At 61.7% G+C, this 22018-nt stretch carries 15 protein-coding genes and 3 pseudogenes; 14 read left to right on the top strand and 4 right to left on the bottom strand.

What is annotated here, in order from left to right; genetic code table 11:
- Positions 1 to 92 precede the first annotated feature (92 nt).
- Positions 93 to 601 (top strand): annotated as a pseudogene (locus tag ACZ6C1_RS36660) (transposase); the annotation flags it as partial.
- Positions 602 to 620: 19 nt separating this feature from the next.
- On the opposite strand, the gene ACZ6C1_RS36665 reads toward ACZ6C1_RS36660, so the two are convergent.
- Complete coding sequence (locus ACZ6C1_RS36665) at positions 621 to 1277, bottom strand: helix-turn-helix domain-containing protein (protein ID WP_469247377.1); 657 nt, start codon at positions 1275 to 1277, stop codon at positions 621 to 623.
- 315 nt (positions 1278 to 1592) lie between these two features.
- On the opposite strand from ACZ6C1_RS36665, the pseudogene ACZ6C1_RS36670 reads away from it, so the two are divergent.
- From ACZ6C1_RS36670 to ACZ6C1_RS36730, 13 genes and pseudogenes are all read left to right on the top strand, one after another.
- A pseudogene (locus ACZ6C1_RS36670) lies at positions 1593 to 2399 on the top strand (transposase family protein).
- Between the two features lie 183 nt (positions 2400 to 2582).
- Entirely contained in the window at positions 2583 to 2864 is a 282-nt protein-coding gene (locus ACZ6C1_RS36675) for a helix-turn-helix domain-containing protein (protein ID WP_469247401.1), read from the top strand.
- 1524 nt (positions 2865 to 4388) lie between these two features.
- On the top strand, positions 4389 to 4988 hold the full coding sequence (locus ACZ6C1_RS36680; RefSeq protein ID WP_469247378.1) for a hypothetical protein: 600 nt from the start codon (positions 4389 to 4391) through the stop codon (positions 4986 to 4988).
- 879 nt (positions 4989 to 5867) lie between these two features.
- The gene (locus tag ACZ6C1_RS36685) at positions 5868 to 7265 is read left to right on the top strand and encodes a glycosyltransferase (protein WP_469247379.1); all 1398 of its coding nucleotides are present in this window, start codon (positions 5868 to 5870) and stop codon (positions 7263 to 7265) included.
- Positions 7266 to 7324: 59 nt separating this feature from the next.
- Positions 7325 to 7858, top strand: a complete 534-nt coding sequence (locus tag ACZ6C1_RS36690) for a hypothetical protein (RefSeq protein ID WP_469247402.1) — start codon at positions 7325 to 7327, stop codon at positions 7856 to 7858.
- A 67-nt stretch (positions 7859 to 7925) separates the two neighbouring features.
- Positions 7926 to 9431: a glycan biosynthesis hexose transferase WsfD gene (gene wsfD, locus ACZ6C1_RS36695; protein ID WP_469247380.1), complete on the top strand. Its 1506-nt coding sequence runs from the start codon at positions 7926 to 7928 to the stop codon at positions 9429 to 9431.
- 1781 nt (positions 9432 to 11212) lie between these two features.
- Positions 11213 to 11830: a glycosyltransferase family 4 protein gene (locus tag ACZ6C1_RS36700; protein WP_469247403.1), complete on the top strand. Its 618-nt coding sequence runs from the start codon at positions 11213 to 11215 to the stop codon at positions 11828 to 11830.
- Positions 11831 to 12708: 878 nt separating this feature from the next.
- Positions 12709 to 13536 (top strand): Vgb family protein, encoded by an 828-nt coding sequence (locus ACZ6C1_RS36705; RefSeq protein WP_469247382.1) that lies wholly within the window; start codon positions 12709 to 12711, stop codon positions 13534 to 13536.
- Positions 13537 to 14342: 806 nt separating this feature from the next.
- Complete coding sequence (locus tag ACZ6C1_RS36710; protein ID WP_469247383.1) at positions 14343 to 15113, top strand: RNA polymerase sigma factor; 771 nt, start codon at positions 14343 to 14345, stop codon at positions 15111 to 15113.
- A gap of 37 nt (positions 15114 to 15150) precedes the next feature.
- On the top strand, positions 15151 to 16299 hold the full coding sequence (gene wecB / locus ACZ6C1_RS36715; protein WP_469247384.1) for a non-hydrolyzing UDP-N-acetylglucosamine 2-epimerase: 1149 nt from the start codon (positions 15151 to 15153) through the stop codon (positions 16297 to 16299).
- A 42-nt stretch (positions 16300 to 16341) separates the two neighbouring features.
- Positions 16342 to 16851 (top strand): deaminase, encoded by a 510-nt coding sequence (locus ACZ6C1_RS36720; RefSeq protein WP_469247385.1) that lies wholly within the window; start codon positions 16342 to 16344, stop codon positions 16849 to 16851.
- Positions 16784 to 17593, top strand: coding sequence for a class E sortase (locus tag ACZ6C1_RS36725; RefSeq protein WP_469247386.1), 810 nt, complete (start codon positions 16784 to 16786; stop codon positions 17591 to 17593). Before ACZ6C1_RS36720 ends, ACZ6C1_RS36725 begins: the two co-directional genes overlap by 68 nt.
- Positions 17594 to 17923: 330 nt before the next feature.
- Positions 17924 to 18331 carry a zinc metalloprotease gene (locus tag ACZ6C1_RS36730; protein ID WP_469247387.1) on the top strand — a complete coding sequence of 136 codons (408 nt, stop codon included), beginning with the start codon at positions 17924 to 17926 and terminating at the stop codon, positions 18329 to 18331.
- Between the two features lie 276 nt (positions 18332 to 18607).
- Here the strand turns inward: ACZ6C1_RS36730 and ACZ6C1_RS36735 are convergent.
- From ACZ6C1_RS36735 to ACZ6C1_RS36745, 3 genes and pseudogenes are all read right to left on the bottom strand, one after another.
- A pseudogene (locus ACZ6C1_RS36735) lies at positions 18608 to 19866 on the bottom strand (IS701 family transposase).
- Between the two features lie 56 nt (positions 19867 to 19922).
- Positions 19923 to 20897 (bottom strand): FKBP-type peptidyl-prolyl cis-trans isomerase, encoded by a 975-nt coding sequence (locus ACZ6C1_RS36740; RefSeq protein ID WP_469247388.1) that lies wholly within the window; start codon positions 20895 to 20897, stop codon positions 19923 to 19925.
- Between the two features lie 134 nt (positions 20898 to 21031).
- Positions 21032 to 21511, bottom strand: coding sequence for a helix-turn-helix domain-containing protein (locus tag ACZ6C1_RS36745; RefSeq protein ID WP_469247389.1), 480 nt, complete (start codon positions 21509 to 21511; stop codon positions 21032 to 21034).
- Positions 21512 to 22018: the final 507 nt, after the last annotated feature.

Here is a 22018-nt window from a genome sequence, read left to right on the forward strand (position 1 = left end):
GGCGGATCCTCCGCAAACCCGCTGCAACCCACACCGGATGACGTCAATCGTCAAAACCATCCTCACCCTCGAGACTCACCGCTGAACAAGCTCAGGGCGTGAGTAGTAAGAGCGCGTGCCGGATCGTCGGCGTCAACATCCGTACGGGAATGCGGTGGCGCAACGGCATCAAGGCAACGAAGACGAGACCTGCTCAGCTCGCACATCGTGTGCGGGCTGAGCAGGTCGTCTCGTCGTCCCGGCACCTGACGCAGGAGGAGCGGATCTACATCGCCGATCGGGTGCGGGAGCAGGCGTCGGTGCGGAAGATCGCGGCGGAACTGGGCCGGAGGCCGTCCACCATCAGTCGGGAGCTACGTCGTAACCGGCACCCCACCAACGGCCGGTGCCGCCCGTTCGCCGCCCGTGCCCGTGCGGCCTCCCGCCTGCCCCGCCCCAAACCCAGCAAGATCGAGAGCCCGGAGCTGCGGGACTTCATCCAGAACCATCTGGACCAGCGATGGAGCCCGGGACAGGTCTGCAGGCTCTGCCGAAGCACTTCCCCAACCGGCCGGAGCTGCACGTGGTCCACGAGACGAGCTACCAGACTTCTCATCGTCAAAGTGATCTTGGTTTGTGGATCATGGTGTGGTGATGCGTCGCCATGAACTGTCCGGTGCTGGGTGGGATCTGATATGGCCTCGGGACTGACTGGTGGGCTCGCATGTTGAGGTGACGCGAATTCCCGAGACACCCGATGCGCTGATCACGTTAAGTGATGAAGTCGGGGTTCTCCGTCTAGTCTGCCGGTATGGCTGGAATAGATTGGGGCAACGTCCCGACGTGGCCGGCGGGGCGAGGTAGAGGCCGACGACATCGCGGATCTTGTCGATCAGGAACGGGTCGGGTGAGATCTTGAAGGTCTCGGTCCGCCATGGCTGCAGGCCGAAGGCGTGCCAGATCCGCAGCACAATCGCCGGCGAGATCCCCACGGCCCTGGCCAGCTCCCGTTTCGACCAGTGCGTCCCGCCGGGCGGAGTCTGCTCCAGGGTGCGGACCACCACCTCTTCCACCTGGGCATCGGTGATGGTCCGCGGCACCCCGGGCCGCGGCTCGTCGGCGAGTCCGCCCAGCCGCAGGGTGAGGAACCGTATGCGCCAGCGGCGCACGGTGTCTCTGCCGACACCGAGTCGCGCGGCGACCACGGTGTTGTTCCAGCCGTTCGCGCACGCCAGCACGATGCGTGCGCGAAGGGCCAGTCCCTGCGCGGTCGAGCGGCGCTTGGCCCAGCTCTCCAACCGTCAGCCGCTCGGCCTCCGACAACACGACAGATTCCAGCCGCGTATCGCCCATCCACACAGCACAGCGCGAGCGCGCTACCCGCCGCAGCAGAACGCCGCAATCCGCAACAGGGGACACCTCACGTGGCGACCCACGACCTCAAAACCAGATCACTAGAACAAGAGCGCCACCGTCCATCTCGCCGCCCTCCACACCGCGGACATCTTCATCCGTTCCGCCCTATGCCAGTGAACCTCTTTCATCCTGTGCTACAGGAGTGAAACGGGCTGGTCAGCGGGTGTGGTGACGTGGCAGAGCCCCTCGTCGTTGGCGTGGTGATCTCACTCATCACACTGGCGACGGAGGGGCTCGGTTGGTTCCGTATCCTTCCATGCTCGACGTCCCGTATGAGCTGGTCGAGCATGTCTCCTGGCTCATCTGCGCCCGAAGGCGTGAACTGAACTCGCCGTGGCGGAAGCTGGGTTGCTTCAGGCAGGCTCTGCTCGTGCTGGCCCACCTGCGGAAGAACGAGACGTTCGCCCAGGTGGCGGCCGGGTTCGGGTGTCGGAGGCGACGGCGTGGCGGTACGTGGACGAGACGGTCGAGGTCCTCGCCGCCTGGGCGCCGGGCCTGCACGAGGCCCTGGCTGGCCTGGGCGAGGACGATTCCGTCATCGTCGACGGGACGCTGATTCCCACCGACCGCATCCGCGCGGACGAGCCGTACTACTCGCAGAAACACAAGAAGCACGGCATGAACGTCCAGGTCATCACCACTCCGGACGGCACCCCGCTGTGGTTACCACGGGCAGCACCGGGACAGGCCCACGACCTGACCGCAGCCCCGTGCCCACGGCATCATCCAAGCCTGCCTGACCCGGCAGATCATCATCCTGGCCGACCGCGCCTGCCAAGGCGCCAGCGCCACCGTCCGCACCCCTGTACTACGGACACCGCGAACTGCCCGAGCACTACCAGCAGTACAACCGCGACCACGCCCGCCTGCGCCCACCCGGCGAACACGCCTTCGCCCAACTCAAGTCCAGGCGCCTGCTACAAAGGGCACGCTGCTCAACCAACCACCTCGGCCGCAACGTCCGTGCCGTCCACACCCTTCTGATCTGCGCAAACACAGGATGAAAGAGGCTCAGTGACGACTCGGATTTGCGCTCACCCTCGTCCACCCAAAATCCTGTCTGCGCCATGGACACCTGCATGCCGCTCCCTGCGGGTGACACGCCGTCAACACTGCCGATTTCGGCGGGTTTGCAGCGGTAGGTTCTGATGTAACCTTCGCTGTTGTCATGAGTGGGGAGACACATGATGACACGAAAAGTCCTCGACGCTGTGGACGCACTAGTAGAGCGCCCCGACATCCTGCCGTCTCCTGCTGTTCGCGTCCGGTTGCGCCGGGCAGCAGGGCTTACGCAAACGGACGTTGCGCAAGCTCTCGGAGTGCACCGCATCCAAGTGCTGCGCTGGGAGGCTGGAGTAGCTAAGCCACGAAAGCCTAATCTGATGGCATATGCCCGACTCCTGGACGGGCTTGCGGCCAAGTATCCCGCTTCCGCCTGCACCCCTACGGATGAGGCGGTTGCCAGTTAGAAGGCCCTACCCGCCCTAGCCCCCGTACACACCTGAAGCGGCCCCCGTCGCCACAACGGAGACCGCTTCTTAGTGATCGACTCCAGCGCCTAGCAAGCTCTGAGCCGTGAATAGCGAGGGGACCTCGCAGGTACCCACTCACAGCGTGGTCCAGATGGGTACCCGTACCAAGGATAGGCCTCGGATGCTGGCACGCCAGCGCTGAGAGCCTTTTGTCCTTGATTTTTGATGGTTACCTTGCTGTTCAAGGCTCCCCGACGTCGGGGAGACACGACGAAAAATGCATGACCTGGCAGACCGACCAAGTATCGCCACCGCTGCGGACAGGGTCCCCACCCGATCATCCGAGGAGCCACCAAGTGACTCTAGGGCGCACGAGCAAAGCCTCGTTTGGCCACCGTCTCTGGCAGTGGTGCAGCCCCCTGGGTTGGTCCTGCGACACACCACGGTGCGCGGCTGCCGAACCGGCCAACTGACTCAAGGCTGCGTACTCCGAACCACACTAAGCCTTCTGCATCTTAGACCAGCCGTTCATGCCGTCAGTCTGAGCATCCGCACGGGGTGGCCCGTATGAGCATGACCGAGCCGCAGCTGCTCGATGAGACATTCGAAATGGCGCTCGGACGACGTGCCCCATTTACGATGGTGTCGGACTGGGTATTGCTGTCCGGTGCGTCCCCCGACGCGCTGTCCCTGTACTGGGGACTCTCGGCTCACATCAACGTCACTCGCAACGACACCGAAGTGTGGCCCGGCCTCCTGACATTGGCACGGCTACTGCAGCTCAAGAAGCCAGAGCACGTCGCCCGATACATGCTTGAGCTTGAGGTCATCAGAGCCGTAGATGTGCATCGGTCGACAGTTGGGCTCGTACGCCGAAACCGCTACGTCGTGCACCAGACGCCACCACCCGGCTATGCCGGCGCTCTGTCACTGGGCGAGTGGTACGGCCTCAACCGTGGCTCCGGGAACGAAACGAAGGAATCACGCCAACGGCGTGAGCAGGAGTTTGATGCATGGCTCTGTGCAGTCCGCCGCGCTTTGAAGAGCTGCTGTGAGCAAACGGCTGAAGACAGGAAGCAAGCCCGCAAGCAACATCGCCCTGAGCCGCCCATTGCGCCCTTCCAGCCTCCACACTTGGCGAGCTTCCGTACCCCCACACACGGGGGCACGGCTTCACCTGGAGAAATGCTTCCGTTGCCGTCCTCCCAGAGAGACGTACCAGGTCAGCGCGCACCCCTCTCAGCGGGGGTACGTACCCCCGCTGAGGGGAGGCCCGTAGCCCCCCAGCGGGGGGTTGAAGAAGACGAAGCTGAAAGAAACGAATCTAACGAGACGGGTGCGCCTTCGGCGCGCAGCGCCGCTGACGCCCGTAGGGCACGTACAGGTAGTAGCGGGCGCGCGAGCCTCGGTATCCAGGCGGCTAAGCGCCCGCCGAAGTCACAGTCGAAGAGCCATACAGCTCGGATGAGCCACAGTCAGAGCAGGGCAGTGAGGGCTGTGGAAGAGTCGTACCCTGCGGCTTTGCGGGCCATGCTGCCTCAGTACCGGCCTCAGGTGTTGCGTGACGCCATTCTCGACGCTCTGCGCTGGCGAACAGTGGACGAGCTCGCTCAGCGAATCGAGCGGCGCTGGTTCGCCTGGGGCTTCGCAAGGAAAGCAGACGTGCAAGCGGGTGGGGAGGGCCTCTCCAGCCCCGTAGGAGTGGCCGTCAAACTGGTTGGCGATGGTGATTGCCGGGCAGCACGCTGCGAAGACGGCATCGACATCGACACAGGAATGGCCTGTCCCCGATGCGAGGAGCGCCGCCCGGTTCGGTTGGCCCTCCGCAGCAGCGGGAGTGGTGACACCCGATCAGGGCTAGACCAGTCTGACAAACAGGTGTCGGTGCTTGAAAACCGCTGCAAAAACTGCGGTGTCGTCGTGAGCAAGGCGAAGAAGGACATGATGTGCGTTTCCTGCTCCAAAGAGCACAGCGCTGGAGGTTCGAATCCTGGCGCTGATGCCCATACGCTGGAGCTCTGCGCCGGCGTGAATGGTGCCGGTTGTAACAACGTCGCGGTGGCCCGAAGCCTTTGCCGACGCTGTCTGGTGGTCAGCATCCACGAAGGGCATGTGCCGTAGAGGCTTGGACGTCGTAGCCGTTCACGAACGGAGCGACAGTCCGGTCTGCCGCTTCTGAGCGGTGCTCGTGTGAGCGGAGAAAGTGACGACCTATCCGGTCACTGTGGACTGCTGAGAGAGTTCACGCATGTGGTGCTGCTGCCGCGCAGCGAGTGTGCTTCCGGGGCGCATAGGCCGACTGCAGGGGTGCTGGGGCCAAGGCATGGTGGTTGCTCGTGGCCCGGCTCTTCCCCTCAGGGCTGCTGAGGGGCTGCAGCTGCACGCAGCTTGCCGAGCGTGGGCCCCAGCAGCATCGGCAAGTTTTGCCGAGCGACGATTGCAAGTCCCCTAGAGTTTGTGGACTGAGACCGCGGCGAATGAGTAGTTCGCACCGGAGCGCATGGGGAGTGAGCGCTAAGAACCACAGCGGCAGGTACGTGGTTCTGGGCACGTATCTGGGCCGCATCACCAGCGCGTCTCTTATGTATACCGAGGAGTCGCCCCAAGGGACGCGATGATCATACCAGTCATGGGCGAGACTGCCCCAAACGAAGGGACAGGCGTCATATGGCCCACAGAATCACTTCTGTCTGTATCGGAGCTATACGCCCCTCGAGGTCGTGATTCCGCTCGGGGCATCCGTTAGTACCAGCAACGAGGAGTGACGCTATGTACCCCATCCCGCCCATCGTCGGTGGTCTCGCAAACACCGGTGCCACGACGGTTCCCCTAGCGGTCGCGGCGGCCTCGCTCTTATCCGTTGGCGCTCTGTTTCTGCGCGTGGCCTTAATGCGCCGCAGTGCCCGCCGGCGGTAGGCGGCAGGAGACCGTCACGCTGGGCAGTGCTTGCCGTGGTGCAGGCTGCCCTTTGTTACACCGTTCATAGGAGCCTGTTCGTTCATGTCGTGGTTTGACGTACGTCTGTTTGCAGGTCTGTACAGCGCATTCACCGCAGCAGTTGTTGCTGTGGGTCTGGGTTACTTCTTCGTATGGTCCTGGCTTGGGCTGCGACTGCTGCGACATACCAGTTCTCAGTCCGACACGGCAGTGCAGGCAACGGCTTCGGACGGGTGGGAGGTCTTCGTCCTGGTTCCCTGCCTGAACGAAGCCCGAGTCATCGGCGCCACGGTGCGCGCCCTTGTCTCCGCCGGCGCGGGCCGGGTGATCGTGATTGACGATGCCAGCGACGACGACACAGGCCCGATCGCAGCGCAGTCCGGCGGAGACCGCGTCCAGGTTCTGCGCCGCGAGCTGCCAGAGGCGCGCATGGGGAAAGGGCCTGCGCTGAATCACGGCCTTGCCGCAGTGCGGGCGGAGGTCGCACAACATGACCTGGACCCCGATCGGGTCATCATTTGCGTGATGGACGCCGACGGCCGGTTGTCCGACGGCGCCCTTGGCTATGTCCTTCCTCTGTTCGAGGACTCGCGGGTCGGCGGTGCCCAAGTCGCGGTGCAGATCCGCCGCAACGGGCGGTTGATCACGCGAATGCAGGACTTCGAATTCTGGGGCTTGTCGGCCATTTCTCAGTTCGGGCGGCGTAGCTCCGCGACAGTCAGCCTGGGTGGAAACGGGCAGTTCACTCGCCTGACAGCGCTTCTGAGCCTCAGTACGCAGCCATGGGGTCGCTGTATGACGGAGGACCTCGAGCTTGCCCTGGAACTACTGCAGGCTGGCTGGAGGCTGGACACCACACCCAAGGCATGGGTCACCCAGCAAGCGGTTGACCGATACCGCCCTCTCCTTCGTCAAAGGGCGCGGTGGTTCCAGGGCCACATGTCCTGCGTTCGCCACCTGCCGGGCATCTGGCGCTCTCGCGAGCTGGGCGGTCTGGCTGTACTGGAGCTGTCCCTCTATCTCGGTGTGCCGTGGGTGCTCGTCCTGCCGTGGAGTGTGATGTTTCACATCGGGCTCGTGCAGTCACTCATGACGTACACGGACGAGGGGCCAGCTCTGCTGGGGTCCACGCCAGCCGTCCAGATCGTTGCCGCCGTGGTCCTCTACTTTGTGTCTTTCGGCCCCATCTTGACGGCCGCCTATCTCTACTACAAGCGCTGCTACGGCACACAGGCTCATATTGGCTTGATCCGTGCCGTCGCGCTCGCGCACCTCCTGATCCTTTGGAACTACGTCGCTTACATCGCGTGCTGGCGGGCGCTGTTCATGCTCACCCGAAAGCGACAAGTTTGGGACAAGACCGCCCGCAGTGTCGAACTCCCAGTCGGGCGTGCACCCGCCGCTCTTGAAGCAGCCACAGCGGCAGGTAAGGCATCGGCAGCACGGGCGGCTGGCGAATGAGTACGACAACTCCGGCGACCTGGTCAGACCCAGGCGAGAAGAAGCGGCAGCCGTTGACCATGCTTCCCTTTGCTGGGCGACTTCTTATTGGTCTCGTCGGCTTGACGGCCGCTGTGTTTCTCGCCGTCGCGCAAGCTGACGTGCGGGCAGCCGAGGCATCCACCGCCAGCTGGCTTGTCAACACCGGGCTTCTGGGTCTGCACCCTGCTTACGCTCACGGGCCCACGGTGCTCGTTCACATGAGCCCCACTGTGGTGCGTGGTTTCACTATCTCTCCCGAGTGCACGTCGGCCTTCCTCCTCGCGCCCCTTCTGGCATTAGCCGGCGGAATGGTGATCTTCCGTCGCCGCGTATCCGTGATCAGAATCTGGTCCTCTGCCATCCTGGCCGGCCTCCTGCTCTTCGCGGCGAATCAAGTGCGCGTGGTGATGATCGCTGAGTTTGTGAAGCACTGGGGCATCGCAGACGGTTATCCGTTGTCACACCGAGTCCTCGGCTCCCTGCTAATCCTGGCGGCCCTGGTGCTCACCTACATGGCCTTTTTTCTGATCACCTGCCGACGTCCTCGGCACCTGTCTGATTCGGGGAACTGAGTTGCTTGGCCTCCGCAGCGCCGGAAACAATGCGATCCAACGCATCGCGCCACGCAAGACTGTCTTCGTGCCGTCCAAGTGGATCACTCTGCTGGTGGGCATCGTCGCGTCGTGCGTCATGACCATTCGCGTGTTCGCGCCCACGGTCACCGGGCTCGCAGACGACGGCTCATCCCATCGCCTCACCTGCTCGATCGGCCTCGTGCCGCACGATGCCTCTCGCGCGTCGCCGTACTTCGACTTCGTGGCCCTGCGGTGGGACCGCGGAGAGCCGACCACTGGCTGCCAGGACTTCCCCAGCAGTGAGCGCTGGCTGCTCTCCGCTGCACAGACCATGACCTCCTGGCTCGATCTACCGGGCGCCCTGGACCTTCGCGTACTGGCTGCCTGGTGGTGCCTCATGACGGGCGTGGCCGTGGCCGCCACCTTCGCGCTGGTCCGTGCATCGCTTCTCCGCCGCCTATTGGCCTCCGCGGTGCTGCTTATGGTCCTTGCTGACTCAGCATTCGTGAACTACGCCGCATCCATGAATGTCCATCTGGCCGCACTGAGCGGTCTGGTTATTGCGTCGGTCGGTGTAGTTATGGTGTTCGGCCGCACGAGGCGTCGCACCGCCGGATGCGGCATCTTCACCGTCGGTGGCATCCTGGCCATCGGGGCTGAACCCGGCAACGCTGTCCTGGCATTGCCCTTCCTGGCCGTTCTCGCATTCGTTCGCGTACCCTGGCGCGACATGACCAGCGGGTGGTCACGTCGGCTCATCCCCGGGTTGTGCGCAATGCTGCTGGCCGGCGTGTCACTGACTGTGCATGTGGGGGAGGATGCAAGGCTTGCCGATGTACGCGCCTACAACCAGGCGTTCGTAAACATCCTGGGCAATAGCTCCGAACCCGAGAAGGACAGCACGGACCTCGGGCTACCGGTGAACTTTGCCACCTACGCCGGTCAATCGTGGTGGGCATACCCCACAGCAAGACAAGACCCCGCCTGGCCCACACACGCGCGCTCGATCACCCCCACGAACATTCATAGCTTCCTGCTTCGCCATCCAGGGACCAGCCTTGACCTGGTCAGCCGTTCAGCCCAGCAACTTCTCACGTTTCGCCCGACCGACATCGGTACCTATCCCAAGGATGCACGTACACCTGCCCGTTCGGCCGACTGCCGATGGTGTGTGGTCAGCGCAGTGGGGCAGATCTTCGCCCCCCGTGCGCTTTCTGCCCTCGTGCTCTACCTACTGTTGTGCACGCTGGTTGCTGTGGCACTTCTCCGCGGCTCGGGCAGGAACCCTCGCTGCTGGTCCTTCAGTGTGGCAGCGTGCTTCATGAGCGGACTCACCGTAGTCGCTTTTGCCAGTGCCGCACTGGGCGACCCCCTTGAAGCCCCTAAGGCCATGATCGTCCCGGCCCTGTCCGCGTGCTTCGTGGGGGTCATGCTTCTCTGCGCCTGGTGTTCCGCCGGCAAGGTAGTCCTGAGTCCCGCTGGTTCGCCAGCCGCTCTGCTTCCGCTTCCGTCGGCGTACAACCCGGAAAAGACGCCAGCCGTCGCCACGGGTCCGAGTCAGTCAGCCTAACCACTTCGGCCTCCCAGCAGTGCCTGGCCTGTGACTCTGCGCAGCACATGTGCCCAAGCAAGGTCTCTCTGGTCATCTGATCGTTGGGTCGGTCGTGGAGGGTTGCGTCTGAGATATCCGATGCCGCATAGGCGGTGATCGAGCCGCTGCTCGCATCCGGGGGCCGGGCCCGTGGCCGGTGGCGGGATCACCGCCACCTGCTGGGCAGCATCGCGTTCAAGCTCTGTACGGGCGAGTGTCCTGGAGGGATCTGCAGTTGAGATTGCCGACGGCACTTGCGACCGGATGCTGGCCAGACGCAGATTCGGGCGGAGGTGGGCTGGCTACGTAGCCACGTTCGGCGAACAGCCGGGCCGGCCGGTGCCGGGGCCGTCCCCGAACTCCGCGGATGCCTCGTCGAACGCGCCAAAGGCCCGTGCCTGGTCAGCCGCCGCGGGTGAAACGGAACGAAGCGGTGACTGGGAACGCGACTCGTTTGGCCAGAGACTGCCTGCTGAAGGGCGGCCCTATGCAGAGTGATAGGAACACTCTGGCTTGGAGTGCCGAGCAGCTCCACCTCCAAGGAGTGCCGAGCAGCTCCACCTCCAAGTCAGTTGAGCAGATCGTCACAGCGGCGAGACCCCTGCGGGAGAAGACCGCTTCCACGGGCGATTCCTTCGAAGGGTGTGAGGACTTGCTGGCACCGCTGCTGCATGTAAGTACGTCTGCCGGCTCACCACGGCTCCCACTGTGTTCGCTGATGGGGTTCACCTCAGGCAATCCGATGCGAGCGCTGCGTCCGGCATGGCTAAAGGTCGCATCAAGGGGCGCCAGGTTGCGTCCACATGGGTGGATCCCGAGCCAGCACCTAGCAGTCATAACGAGCCATAAACGGTGAAACCTATACCGTGGTCCGCTATGCGCTGCTATTCATCCTGGGCATTGCCATGAACCCACAAGCGTCGCCAGCTGGCCTGGTCGCCCTGCCTATTGCACCGCGTAGCGGGAGCCAGGGTGACGCATGAATGCACCTCGACGTTGCCTTCCGCCGCTGGTGGAGCATTACGTTCCGCTTCATGCCAGCGCTGACTTGAGCAGCTTGAGAGCAGCTAGTCCCTGTATGCCGATCAGCGACCGCATATGGCGAGACCCTGCATCGTACTGACCGTCGGCCGAGCCGGTCGAAACGGAATCGTCCCACTCCAACTTGGAGAGCCATGGCTACCGTCGCCACGCACCCGTCAGCTGGCGCAAGCAGGGTGCTCCATGTCGTGACTTCCTTAGGGGAAGACAGTACTGCGGTCATCAACCAATATGTGGCTGCCAGTCGTCACCTTGAGCACTGGTTGATCACCTCACGCGTAACGGGAAGCGTCCGGATTCCTTCTCATCTGGCAGGCGTTCTGCGACTGCCTGCAGCCCGGCGGGACCGCCTCCACGCTGTTGGCGACGCGTATGAACGCTTAAAGCCTGCCTTTGTCCACGCTCACTGTGCCAGCGCGGGCGCTTACGTCCGCCTCAACCGCGGGATCCCGACGCAGTCCATCATCTACTCACCGCACGGCTACACCTTCGAACGACGTGACATCTCCTTGATCCGGCGGACAGCGCATGTCCTGACGGAGTACCTCCTGGCAGTGAGAGCAGCCACCGTGGCTGCGGCGAGTCCACGGGAAGCACATCTTGCAGCCCGCCTGCACCGCACACACCGCATCATTCATGTGCCTCAGGTACTTCCTCACCCGGCAGAGGAAGCGACGCCCGCTGTGCGAAAGCTTGGCTCGCCGCCTGTAGCGGTGGGCATGGGCACCCTGTGTGCCCAAACCGATCCCGGGTACTTCGCTAGAGCCGCCAGTACCCCGCCTGCAGAGCAACTCACGTGGGTCTGGATCGGAACCGGCGAGCAGCGTTACCAAGACGTCCTGCGGGATGCAGGAGTCCACGTAACCGGTCGCCTCGACAGAAACGAGACTGCAAAGGTGCTGGGCGGCGCATCGATCTACGTCCACACTGCGGCGTGGGAAGGAAGCACAACGCCTCTCCTCCTGCAAGCAGCAGACGCAGGTCTTCCGGTGGTGGCGCGGCAGATCCCCGCTATGGAAGCACTTCAGCTGCCCGATCTGGCCGACTCACCAGAAGAGCTAGCCTCCCTTGCCACCCGTCTCTCCCACTCATGCTGGGAGCAAGCGACTCATCGAGCACGCCTCATAAAAGCGCTCGAGCCATACAACCACGCCACCCAAGCTTCCCGACTCGCCCAGGCCTATAGCGCCCCAACGAGCCGCCCGGCGGTCCCGTCAAGGACTGGTCAGACGCGGGGAAGCGGGCGACCATATCCGCTGCCTGCCCAAGCCACTGGACCAGACGCCGACACGGTTGTCCCGACCATCCATCACAGCTCTGATCCGGAGCCTCCATGAAGATGCCGCACCACCCACGACATCTGTGGGTCACCATGCCTACCGGTGTCACGGCAAGGCGCGAGAATGGCGGCTCGCGTAAGGCCACGGTCCATGGACCATACGCCTCCGATGACCTCACTGAACCGTCCTCGTCGCCATCGTGGAATGAACCTAGTTGTCGTCCCACGGTCCTTGATGACAGCCTCGGCGGCGGATTCAAAGCGGCATACCCTGCAGATCCCGGCCTGCACCCTGCGCCTTGTTTCGGGTGGCGGAACAGCGACAACGGCCAGCGCTACAGCGTCGTCCAAGTGCCCATCCAGGCAGATCCGGAGGGGTGGTGAGAGACCAAGTGAAGACCGTCCTGAGGGAACTAGGGACATCGGCATTCATTGTGAACTCGGACGCACAACGAGCTGGCATCACGCAATGATTGCATCCACCCCGCTGAATCCTGTAAGGCCGCTGCCAGGTACGGGCGGGAGAACGCCGATCACTTCGTTGAAGCACCCCGGAGCCACCGCAGCACTTATGTCAACGGCTGCCAGAAAGTGCTGCCTTCATCGCCACCAGGGTGGCTGCAAGATCTAACCCGACCGAGCTCAAACCTCTCCCCCCTCTCCGGAGCCACATGGCTCCCGCACGAGCACCTGCCGCGCTATAGCCAATATCTCCGAACAGCTAAGCGCCCCCGCCGGTCCCACCAGAGCGTAGTTCGCATTGCCTGTACGTACCTGCTACCCCCTACGGAGCACACTGTGACCACGATGCATGTCCCCTCAGAGACTCCTGAACCAGACATGCCACGCCACCGACAGCAGCTCGGCCTCTCCCCCGGCAGCCCCACCACTCTCACGACCAGCGCTTCATGCCCTTCCCCTCGATGTGGTGACACAATGGCTGCAGACCAGGACGCCGTGCTCTGCACCCCGCAAACGAGATCCCCGGAATGCGACAAGAGCGCCCCGAACCACAAGGTGGCTATCGGGCTGGGCAATGCCTCGGCCGGCGGCGTCGCTCTGGACGGTGAAGGCCACGCCTACGTCTCCAACTTCTACACAGGAGCACTCAACAAGGTTGACCTGGGCACTGGTAATTTCAATGAGGTCGCCAATCTCGGCCAGGCAAATGCCATCACCCTCGATGGCCGCGGATCCGCCTACATCACCAACCTCTATGGCGGAACTCTATACAAGGTGCATCTCGCCACTGGATTGACCACTGCCACCGCGGACGGGATCGACTATTCCGCAGGCGTGGCCGTGAGCGCGGACGCCAAAACCATCTACGTCGTGTCCGCACTGGGAAGGCTGTATCGGGTAGACGCGAGGTCAGGCCTCCGCACCGAGATTGTCGCTGGACTCAGTGATCCTTGGGGCCTGGCGCTGGATGGTGCCGGTACCGCCTATATTACGTCCCACAACGGCTACCTATACGCAGTGGATCTACGCACTAAAGAAACACAGCGCATCGCCTCTGGGATTGGCGATGCATACGGAATCGCACTCGACGGGAGTGGCTTCGCCTACACGTCGACCTTCAGGGACGGGTGTGTCCTGAGAGTCAGCCTTGAGACGGGCGAGGTCAGGGAGGCAGCGGCAGGGCTCGGGAATCCCACTGCAGTGGCATTGAGCAGCCAGGGTGACGCCTACGTAGCCAACACTCACGGCATCCTGTGGAAGATTGAAGGGGTTAGCCGGCCTGTCCCGTCCGCCGTCCGGTAGCCAGCCTCCATCCCCAAAGCATCTGCCAGACACCTGACAGCGGCCGACCCGCCGACCCGACTCCGTCGGCGGGTCGGCCGCCCTGCAGCACGCAGGCTGGGGGGCCACCCCGCGTCAGACGTATCACGCGCTGATGCACCATCAGAACAGCCTGACGAGACGAAGTTGAAAACAGTGCCGACGCGTCGCAAAGCGGCATAAAGCGTCTGAGTGGCTGGCTTCGCGTAAGTTCGCCCTGCCTGGTGGACTGACGCTGCGGGCTCTTGGCTGCTGACTGCTGACTGCTGACTGCTGGGCCAATGCTCCGTCAGAGCTGCATGCTCTCCTCTTTATGAGGTGCTCCATTAGCCGCTTCCATCGCCCGAGGGCGGTGGCCCAGTTGCGTATGCGCAGGCTCCGCTATGGATAGACCTACGCACCCAGGGTTCGCGGGCCACGGCACGTGACGAGCCAGGGAAATCGGATTTCTCTAGAACTCTTTCACCTCACCCCTCCCCCAAATTGCTGCGTGACTGATTTCGCCCAGCAGTATGACGCCACATCCAGCAAGTTCCAGCAATTAGAGGAATGCGGCATCCCTCTGGGAATAAATTACCCGTTCAGAGTATTGAGCATGCATCACCGCTGGCCTAGAAACATGTAGCGTGTGACCGGGTCAGCACGCGCAACTAGCCATGAGTAAATTATCAAGTGCCGCGGGGAGGAAAGCTGCCCGGAGCTTCCTGACACCAAACGCAGCCTATCGGCATGAATGTTTTTCGACTCTACGCCTAACAGATCCGGGAGTTGTCTTGTCGAATTCGGCCGTGTATGACCGACCTGCTGCGGTTTCAATTCCTGCCCAGAATGCGGTTCTCATCAAATGTAGCGATCAGGAACTCACGGAAATCGTGCGCCGTGGCAATATCGAGGCATTCGCCGTACTGTTTGAAAGGCATCATGCTTCCGCAGCACGCCTGGCGTCCTTCTACGCCAAAGACGCCCACGTGGCGCAGGATCTCGTGGCCGAATCATTCTTCCGAGTCCTGCAGGCACTCAAATCAGGGGGCGGCCCTGCCGCGTCCTTCCGTGGATATCTGCTCACAGTCCTTCGAAATGTCGTAACTGAGTGGGGCAAGACAGCAGAGCGGCAAGTGGCAGTTCCTGACGTCGAAGTCTATGAGGTAGACAACGCGGCGTCAGCCGGCAGCGAGGCCATAAGGGACTACGAGCACACTCTGGTATTGGAAGCCCTTCAGTCACTGTCGGACCGATGGAGAACAGTTCTCTGGTACACGGTTATTCAGGGCCAACAGCCTGCTGCCCTGGCGGAACATCTAGGAATTAGCCCTAACAGTGTTGCCGCCTTAGCCTATCGCGCCAAGGAAGGGCTGCGGCAAGCATATCTCACGGTTCACCTTAATCACAACAACACAACCACCCGATGTGCATACTTCGTGGCCCGCTTCGCGGCCTACTCCAGAGGGCGACTCGGGCAGTGCGGCACTGAAGAAATCAGGCGGCATCTTGAGGTTTGCCATACCTGCCACCCCCTTCACCGGGAAATCGAAGAGCTCAACGCTCTTATCCGGTCATAAATCCCCACCCAGCCGCCGCATCCCGGAGTTTCCACTCATGAGCAATACGGGCAACGTCGCATTCGTACTTGGAACCCGCCCAGAGATCATCAAGCTGGCACGAGTAATCCGTCTCTTAGGTGACGACGCCAGGATCATCTATACCAGTCAGCATAAAGACGACGACCTTTCCACCAGCTTCTTCAGATCGTTCGAGCTGCCCAACCCCCGAGTACGACTTTCGAGTATCAGCGGGCGGCCTCGCGGCATCCAGATTTCGCGCGCAATCGAGCAGCTGATCGACCATTTCACCGACGCGAGACCTGCGCTCGTTGTGGTGCAAGGAGACACAAACGCTACTTCGGCTGGCGCCCAGGCTGCGAACTACTGCCAAATTCCGGTCATGCATGTCGAGGCAGGACTCAGATCCTTTGACCGCTCGATGCCTGAGGAAATCAACCGGCGAGTTGTCGCCACACTTGCCGATATGCACTGCGCTCCCACAGAGAGGAGCGCAGATAACTTAATTAAGGAGGGAGTCTCGCCTGAGTATATCCGCATCACGGGCAATACAGTAATCGAGGCATTGGAAGAGTCGTTACCCCCGCGACACATTTCCCGGAATGTGCTTACTGAATACAACTTAACAGACGGCGAGTTCGTTCTGGCGACCATTCACCGACCGGAGAACACCGACAGCAAGAGCAGCCTTGACACAATCATTCATGAACTATTACGGATGCCGCTTCCAGTGGTCTTTCCCATCCACCCCCGTACCATGGCTCGGGCACGAGAATTCGGGTTGAGTGACCGCCTAAGTGGACTGCAATGCACTCCACCACTAGATCATCCGACGTTTCTATCAATGGCACGCCATGCGCGCCTCCTCATCTCTGATTCGGGTGGCATCCAGGAAGAGTGCACAGTACTCAAGAAGCCACTGATCGTGATCCGAAATAACACAGAGCGACCAGAGGCAGTTGATGCGGGCTTCGCCGTCCGCATCCCAGTTGGCAACCAAATTTCCGCCGAGGCGTCACGGGTCATCGCCGACAGCAGCTTACCTTTTCTACTAGAAAGCCGCCCCAGCCCCTTCGGCGACGGAAAAGCCAGTGAACGCATTGTTGATATCGCACATGCCATGATGGCTGGACGTGCTGCTCCCCACTATCGCATCGGCGACCAGTTCAGCTTCCTTTCGCGGTGAGCGCCGCTAACACATACGCCCATCTACCCTTGAGTGCCTCATATGTCCTTGATTAATTTGGCGATTCGTCAGGCAGGCCAGTCGAAGTGCCGGTATAAGGTGGGTGCTGTCCTAGTGGCCGGAAGCCGAGTCATCGTGGCGGCGTGCAACAAACAGCGGAACTCGCCACTGATCGACCACCGCAACAGTACATTTCATGCCGAAGTGGCAGCGCTGCGTCGGGCAGGTACATCAACAGTGACCACCGTCTACGTAGCACGCGTTAATGCCTCAGGCGTACCGATGCTCGCCAGGCCATGCCCGGACTGCGTGAAGAAACTAGCCAGTGCCGGCATCAGCAGGGCTTACTACACGGCAGGGGGAAGCGTGGTTGGCAGCATGTCGATCCCCGGTGAGGGGTGCTTATGCTCCGACAACGCTATCGATAACCGCAGTCCAGGTGATTCGCTGACAGCTTGCAGCGATGCGGGGAAAGAGAAGGACGATGCCTGCAAACGTGCCCAAGCGGACCAAGGCGTTCGCTCGCAGCGGCAGCCTAATAGTCCTGGGTGAGTTGCTGGTTACACTCGGCCTAGTCCTGGCGTTGTTCATTTCTTACGAACTGTGGTGGACATCGGACCGTGCTCGTGATGAGCAAGAACGGACGATTTCCCAGCTCCAAAGAAGCTGGGACCAGGCACCCGTTCCCAAGCAGCCTGCCCCCAGCAGAGCGCCGGTCACAGCTGGGCCTCCGCCGCCGCAGAGCTCACCGAGCACCATCCCTCCGACAGGGCCGACGACATTGCAGTCGCCAAGGGCTACCGAGGTTCGGCCACGTCGATCGGAGGCCATCGGTATTTTGTACGTTCCGCGCCTCGGTGCCCGCTGGCGTGTCCCCATCTTCGAGGGAATCGGCCGTGCAAAAGTTCTTAATCGCGGCTTCATCGGGCACTACCCATCCGCGCTGCCGGGCGAGATCGGTAATGTGGCTTTAGCGGCTCACAGCATTACACATGGAGCTCCCTTTGCCCACCTGAATCGGCTGCGGGCAGGCGACCTTCTGTATATCGAAACCTCTACCACATGGTACGTTTATGCGATTGCCGCTGGCCCGTACGTGACATCACCTAAGAACGTGTCAGTGGTTGCACCTGTTCCGCGTTATTCAGGGTTTACGAGACCTGGACGCTACATCACGCTCACCACTTGCTGGCCTCCAGTTACTTCAGCCAAGCGCATGATCTACTGGGGCCAACAGATGTCTTCACAGCCCAGGACTCCGGGGGCTCCCCGACCGGTCGGAATTTACTCCTGACAGAGCGGTTTACGGTACAGAGTCACGGAGTGCCCTGGCGGCAACCGAAGACGCCGCGTAATAGGATGGATTCCCTTAACCTTCTCGCTAGTTGGGCAACTTGACATGTCCTTCTTTCCCTCCGCTCGCGTTTTCCAAGGCCGGAAACTTTGGCGATCTGTAACCCTTTCCAGTATTGCACTTGTTGCATCTATGTCAATAGTGCAGACGCCCACTCCCGCCGCGCAAGTTCCGGGGACCCGTTACCTTAAGGTGAAAACCGAGCCCTCTGGATTCTATAACACTGGGCGCCCGTATATTTTTTACCATGACGGCACAGGTGATTCCCACATGTCGAGGGCGATCGATCGGGCGGCAAGTACCTGGAATAGAAAACTTGGATATCCGATGCTGGTGAAGGCTGCAGAAAAGCCGGTCAATGGAATTACGATCACCAAGGAGACATCCTTGCCTCACGCCGGCTTGGCTACTACCTGTATCAATGCAGGTGACGCGGAAGGGTCAAATCCGTGCGGCAGCTCAGTGATCAAGCTTAACGATGAAACCGTGAGGGTGGCGGCACACGAATTTGGCCATACTTTGGGACTCGGCCACACCCCTGTGTTTCACTGCACGACCATCATGAATGGCATTGGAACAAAGAACTACTCTGCAGTTAATCCGGAGTGTGGTTTTCCATCGGAGCCAAACGCCTTCGAAGTGGACGCCGTAAAGCGCCTCTACGGTATTACTACTTAAGCAGGTAAAGCTTCTCGCCACGCGCGCAGCTAGCGACTTGACTGGGCGGAGAAAATAATCTCAGCCCGTCGGTGCCGGCTTCTGTATCCATCAGACGACAGGCAGGCAGTCTTATTACTCACTTTCTTGGCCGACACTAGAAATTCTCCTCTGTCGCCTGATCCTTCTAAATTGATCTTCTAATAGGACTCCGTTAGGTTGCTCTTGATCTTGGTGTGGTGTGTGGTCTGTCCGGGAGGGGCTGCCGGCAGGTGGTGCAGACACCGGTCCAGCACCTCAGGATGTCTTGGAGGGCATCGAGGGTCTGGTAGAGAGTGAGGCCGGTTCTGGGACTTTTGGGGCCAGCCTCTGCTCTGTGAGGAAAGCCTGGGCTGCGGTCACAAGGGTGACGTGGTGGTGCCAGCCAGGCCAGGACCGTCCCTCGAAGTGGTCCAGGCCCAGGCCGTGCTTGAGTTCCCGGTAGTCGTGTTCGATGCGCCAGCGGACCTTGGCCGACCGGACCAGCTCGGTGATCGGGGTGCCGGCCGGGAGGCTGGACAGCCAGTAGTCGGTAGGGGATTCGGCGTGCTCCGGCCATTCGACCAGCAGCCAGCAGTCAGGCAGGACCCCGTCCCACCAGCCCTGCGTGGACGAGGCTGCGGCTTTGACCGGACGCTCGACGGCCTTGCCGGCGGGCCGGACCCGCACGGCGGCGAAGCGAGACTTCAGCCGGCCTCGAGTGCCCTGCCGCCAAGTGACCGTGGTGAATGCCTCCGGCCCGAGACCAGCGGCCACGGTCGCCACCGACGGTGCGGGGTGCCGGTAGCGCGGCTGGGGCCAGCAGCCGACCAACCCCTTGCGGGGCGGCGCTTCGGGCTCAGCATCGAACGGATAGGCACTCACGTCTGCCCGGATAGCCAGGACATAGTGGAATTCCGCGGTCGGCAAGCCCAGCCCTGAAGTGTGCGTTGGTGCCGCAGGCGGCATCCGCCACCACGATCGAGGCCTCATGTCCCAGCCGGCCAGCGTGTCGAGTTCTCACGATGGGTGACCCCAGACGGGACGCGGGTGGACGTCCTTCGATCGGCGTCCGCTTCCCATGATCGCGGCAGGAACAGCCTCCACTGCAGCGCGCAGGAGGCGGTATCCGTCGCCGCATGGACACTGACCGCGACCTGGCAATTGGCGCGTTTGCCCAGGGCTCCGCAGTACTGCGGAGCCACCCCGACCGACATCCTTCCGTCCCTGGGCAGCGACACGTCGTCGATCACCCACGCCGTCGGAGCGATGAGCGGCAGCATGCGCCCGCAGATCCGGCGCTACACCGGCACCGGATCCCGGGTGGACTGGTTCACGAACTGCTGCAAGTTCTGCTCGTTGCCGTCCGGCAGCCGAGCGGCCATGGCCTGGATCGACTTGCGCCGACCGTCCAGCATCAGTCCCCGCAGGTAGCAGTCACTCTTAGCCCGCTGGTCCTTGCGCCTCAGAGAGGCGAACACATCAGCCACATACGACGCCAACTCCCCCCGCACACCGTCCACTTCGCGCGCATCCACGCATCCAACATGCCCACCCGCGAACAGCCCCAACCGGAAGACTTAACGGAGTCCTACTAAAGACGTGCGAGCACATCGACGACAATAACAAGTGCCTGTTGCTTGCCGGTTGGCGGCGCGTTCCCATACGCCAGCTTGGGGGGAACGACTAGTGTAAGTCTGTCACCCACGTTTTTTCCTACAAGCCCTTTCTCAATTCCCATCATTACGGCCCCTGTGCCTACCTGAAAGGCGATGGGGCCTCCCTGCTTCCACGACGATCCAAGAGGCTTCCCGTCCCACTGCGACGCGGTGTAATGGGCGACCAAAGCGTCGCCAGCCTTGATCCCGGGACCAGTACCCTCAACCAAACGCTGAACACGCAACTTTTCTGGGGATTTTTTCCCCGATGGGATCTTGATTGTGGCCGGTGATCCAGCCTTGCTCTCGACCGATGGCATACCAGGTTCTGGAGCCGTTCCTTTGACCTGCTGAGTGTTGCCGCTAACTCGTACTGAGTTGACGACATCAATGACCCACACCTGGCTTTCCTTCGGACCAGGCGAGGCGGTGCCTTTCTGCTCGAAAATCTTTACGGAGGGGCCTTGTACTTCAATCCGGCTGCCTACCGTTTTACCGACGACAGCGGCAGCAACCTTCGGAGGGAGGATCGGTTGAGCGCCATTCAGCCGACCTACCAGCTGGCTTCTTAGTTTGCCTTCCTCTGCCTTCTTCTGTGGCCACGTGCTACCTAGCAGACGGCCATCCTGGATTGCCTGAGCATGATAGTCGAGGCGCACGAAGTCTCCTTTCTCTACCTTGCGCCCGGTTCCCTTCACCAAGGTCTTTACGGAAATGTCGTCGGGGCCTTTTCGGGAATCAGGAAGCGCAACCTTGGGTTTCTGGCCGAACTTCCCAGTTACGGACGCCTCGGTCGGCTCTGCTTCATCGTTGGACTGCGTGCAGCCCGCGTTGGCCAGCAAAGATAGTGCCCCGAGGACTAGGCCCACCGTGCGGATCTTCAATGATTTTCGCATGATCGGGTAATTCATTCCATTCCTAAAACTGCGGCTTCGTGAGTGACGCGTTAAGGATGCGAGTGCAACTTAGCCAGCATTTCGTCTTCAGCTCCATACCCCACAGTCTGCCGTGGGCTCGCAGAGCCATTCCGGGTGCTTTCACAGACCTAGTTCGTGGCATGCTCATTCCCCCGTGCCGCTACCTTTTCCCTCAGCAAGGGGTGGGCTTTGGATACAGCGAGACGGGTATCATTTTCTAGGTAAATCTGAGAGTGATGTTGGCATTCGACGCCTACTGGGCACTCTTTTGAAGCAACAAATTCGCCGTTGACATCCCAGACCCGCTCGTCGGTCGGCAGTGGACGTGTAATGCGCTCGAGTGAGAAGTAGGGACCCAGATGGGCGACAATTCGGCACACCGTTGCGGCCGAGATGTCAAACCAGCTGGCCATCTGTCGCATTGTCACGTTTGTCCTGTAATAGATGGCCACGAGCAGTACCCTGTCCTCGAGCCCAAGACACCAAGGCCGACCACGTCCTGTGTCGACTCCGTAGTCCCGAAGGCTCTCGATCAAGTAGCTGAACTGACGCGACTCCATCCCGCAGAACAGCTCGATCCACGGCTGCCTGGCACGCAAGATACCCATGACTTATCTGACGTAGAAACTTTCGATCCGTTACGGACCTTGGCTGTCTTCCTATTTTCCACGCGAGACATCTTGCTGGCCGCTCGTCCGCCTGAGGAGCGTGATCACTGATCCTGACCGGTCGACGCATACTAAGCTGCGAGGCTGCTCAGTTCACTGGCGATTCCTCAGAGCAAAGCAGCTAGCCACATGGGATCGCATCGGTCCGCGTTCGTCTGGACTTCGGCTCCCCATCAGAACGCATGGAAGCCTGTCCGCACGGAGGCCGACGAGCGAGTTACCAGGCTCACGCATCAGCCAGACAGGTGAAATCCAGCCCGCAGTCCTGTTTCGCTGTGTCCCCAACTCCCACCATCCCTACGGTAATCCCCGGCGTACCGCCTGTCCGCCTGCTCGAGGGGTCGCGGCCGATCGCGGGGGGGGGGGGGGGGGGGGGGGGGGGGGGTGGGGGGGAGGGGGGGGGGGGGGGAAGGGGGGGAGGAAGAAGGTCGGGGGGGGGGCTTGTTT

This window comes from Streptomyces sp. NPDC041796 (assembly GCF_055590785.1).

What these genes read in the sequence shown, in the direction of transcription:
- ACZ6C1_RS36675 (WP_469247401.1), top strand. Translation starts at nt 2,583, where the DNA reads ATGACACGAAAAGTCCTCGACGCTGTGGACGCACTAGTAGAGCGCCCC.
- ACZ6C1_RS36685 (WP_469247379.1), top strand. Translation starts at nt 5,868, where the DNA reads ATGTCGTGGTTTGACGTACGTCTGTTTGCAGGTCTGTACAGCGCATTC.
- ACZ6C1_RS36690 (WP_469247402.1), top strand. Translation starts at nt 7,325, where the DNA reads ATGCTTCCCTTTGCTGGGCGACTTCTTATTGGTCTCGTCGGCTTGACG.
- ACZ6C1_RS36700 (WP_469247403.1), top strand. Translation starts at nt 11,213, where the DNA reads ATGGGCACCCTGTGTGCCCAAACCGATCCCGGGTACTTCGCTAGAGCC.
- ACZ6C1_RS36705 (WP_469247382.1), top strand. Translation starts at nt 12,709, where the DNA reads ATGGCTGCAGACCAGGACGCCGTGCTCTGCACCCCGCAAACGAGATCC.
- wecB (WP_469247384.1), top strand. Translation starts at nt 15,151, where the DNA reads ATGAGCAATACGGGCAACGTCGCATTCGTACTTGGAACCCGCCCAGAG.
- ACZ6C1_RS36720 (WP_469247385.1), top strand. Translation starts at nt 16,342, where the DNA reads ATGTCCTTGATTAATTTGGCGATTCGTCAGGCAGGCCAGTCGAAGTGC.
- ACZ6C1_RS36725 (WP_469247386.1), top strand. Translation starts at nt 16,784, where the DNA reads ATGCCTGCAAACGTGCCCAAGCGGACCAAGGCGTTCGCTCGCAGCGGC.
- ACZ6C1_RS36730 (WP_469247387.1), top strand. Translation starts at nt 17,924, where the DNA reads ATGTCGAGGGCGATCGATCGGGCGGCAAGTACCTGGAATAGAAAACTT.
- ACZ6C1_RS36740 (WP_469247388.1), bottom strand. Translation starts at nt 20,897, where the DNA reads ATGAATTACCCGATCATGCGAAAATCATTGAAGATCCGCACGGTGGGC.
- ACZ6C1_RS36745 (WP_469247389.1), bottom strand. Translation starts at nt 21,511, where the DNA reads ATGGGTATCTTGCGTGCCAGGCAGCCGTGGATCGAGCTGTTCTGCGGG.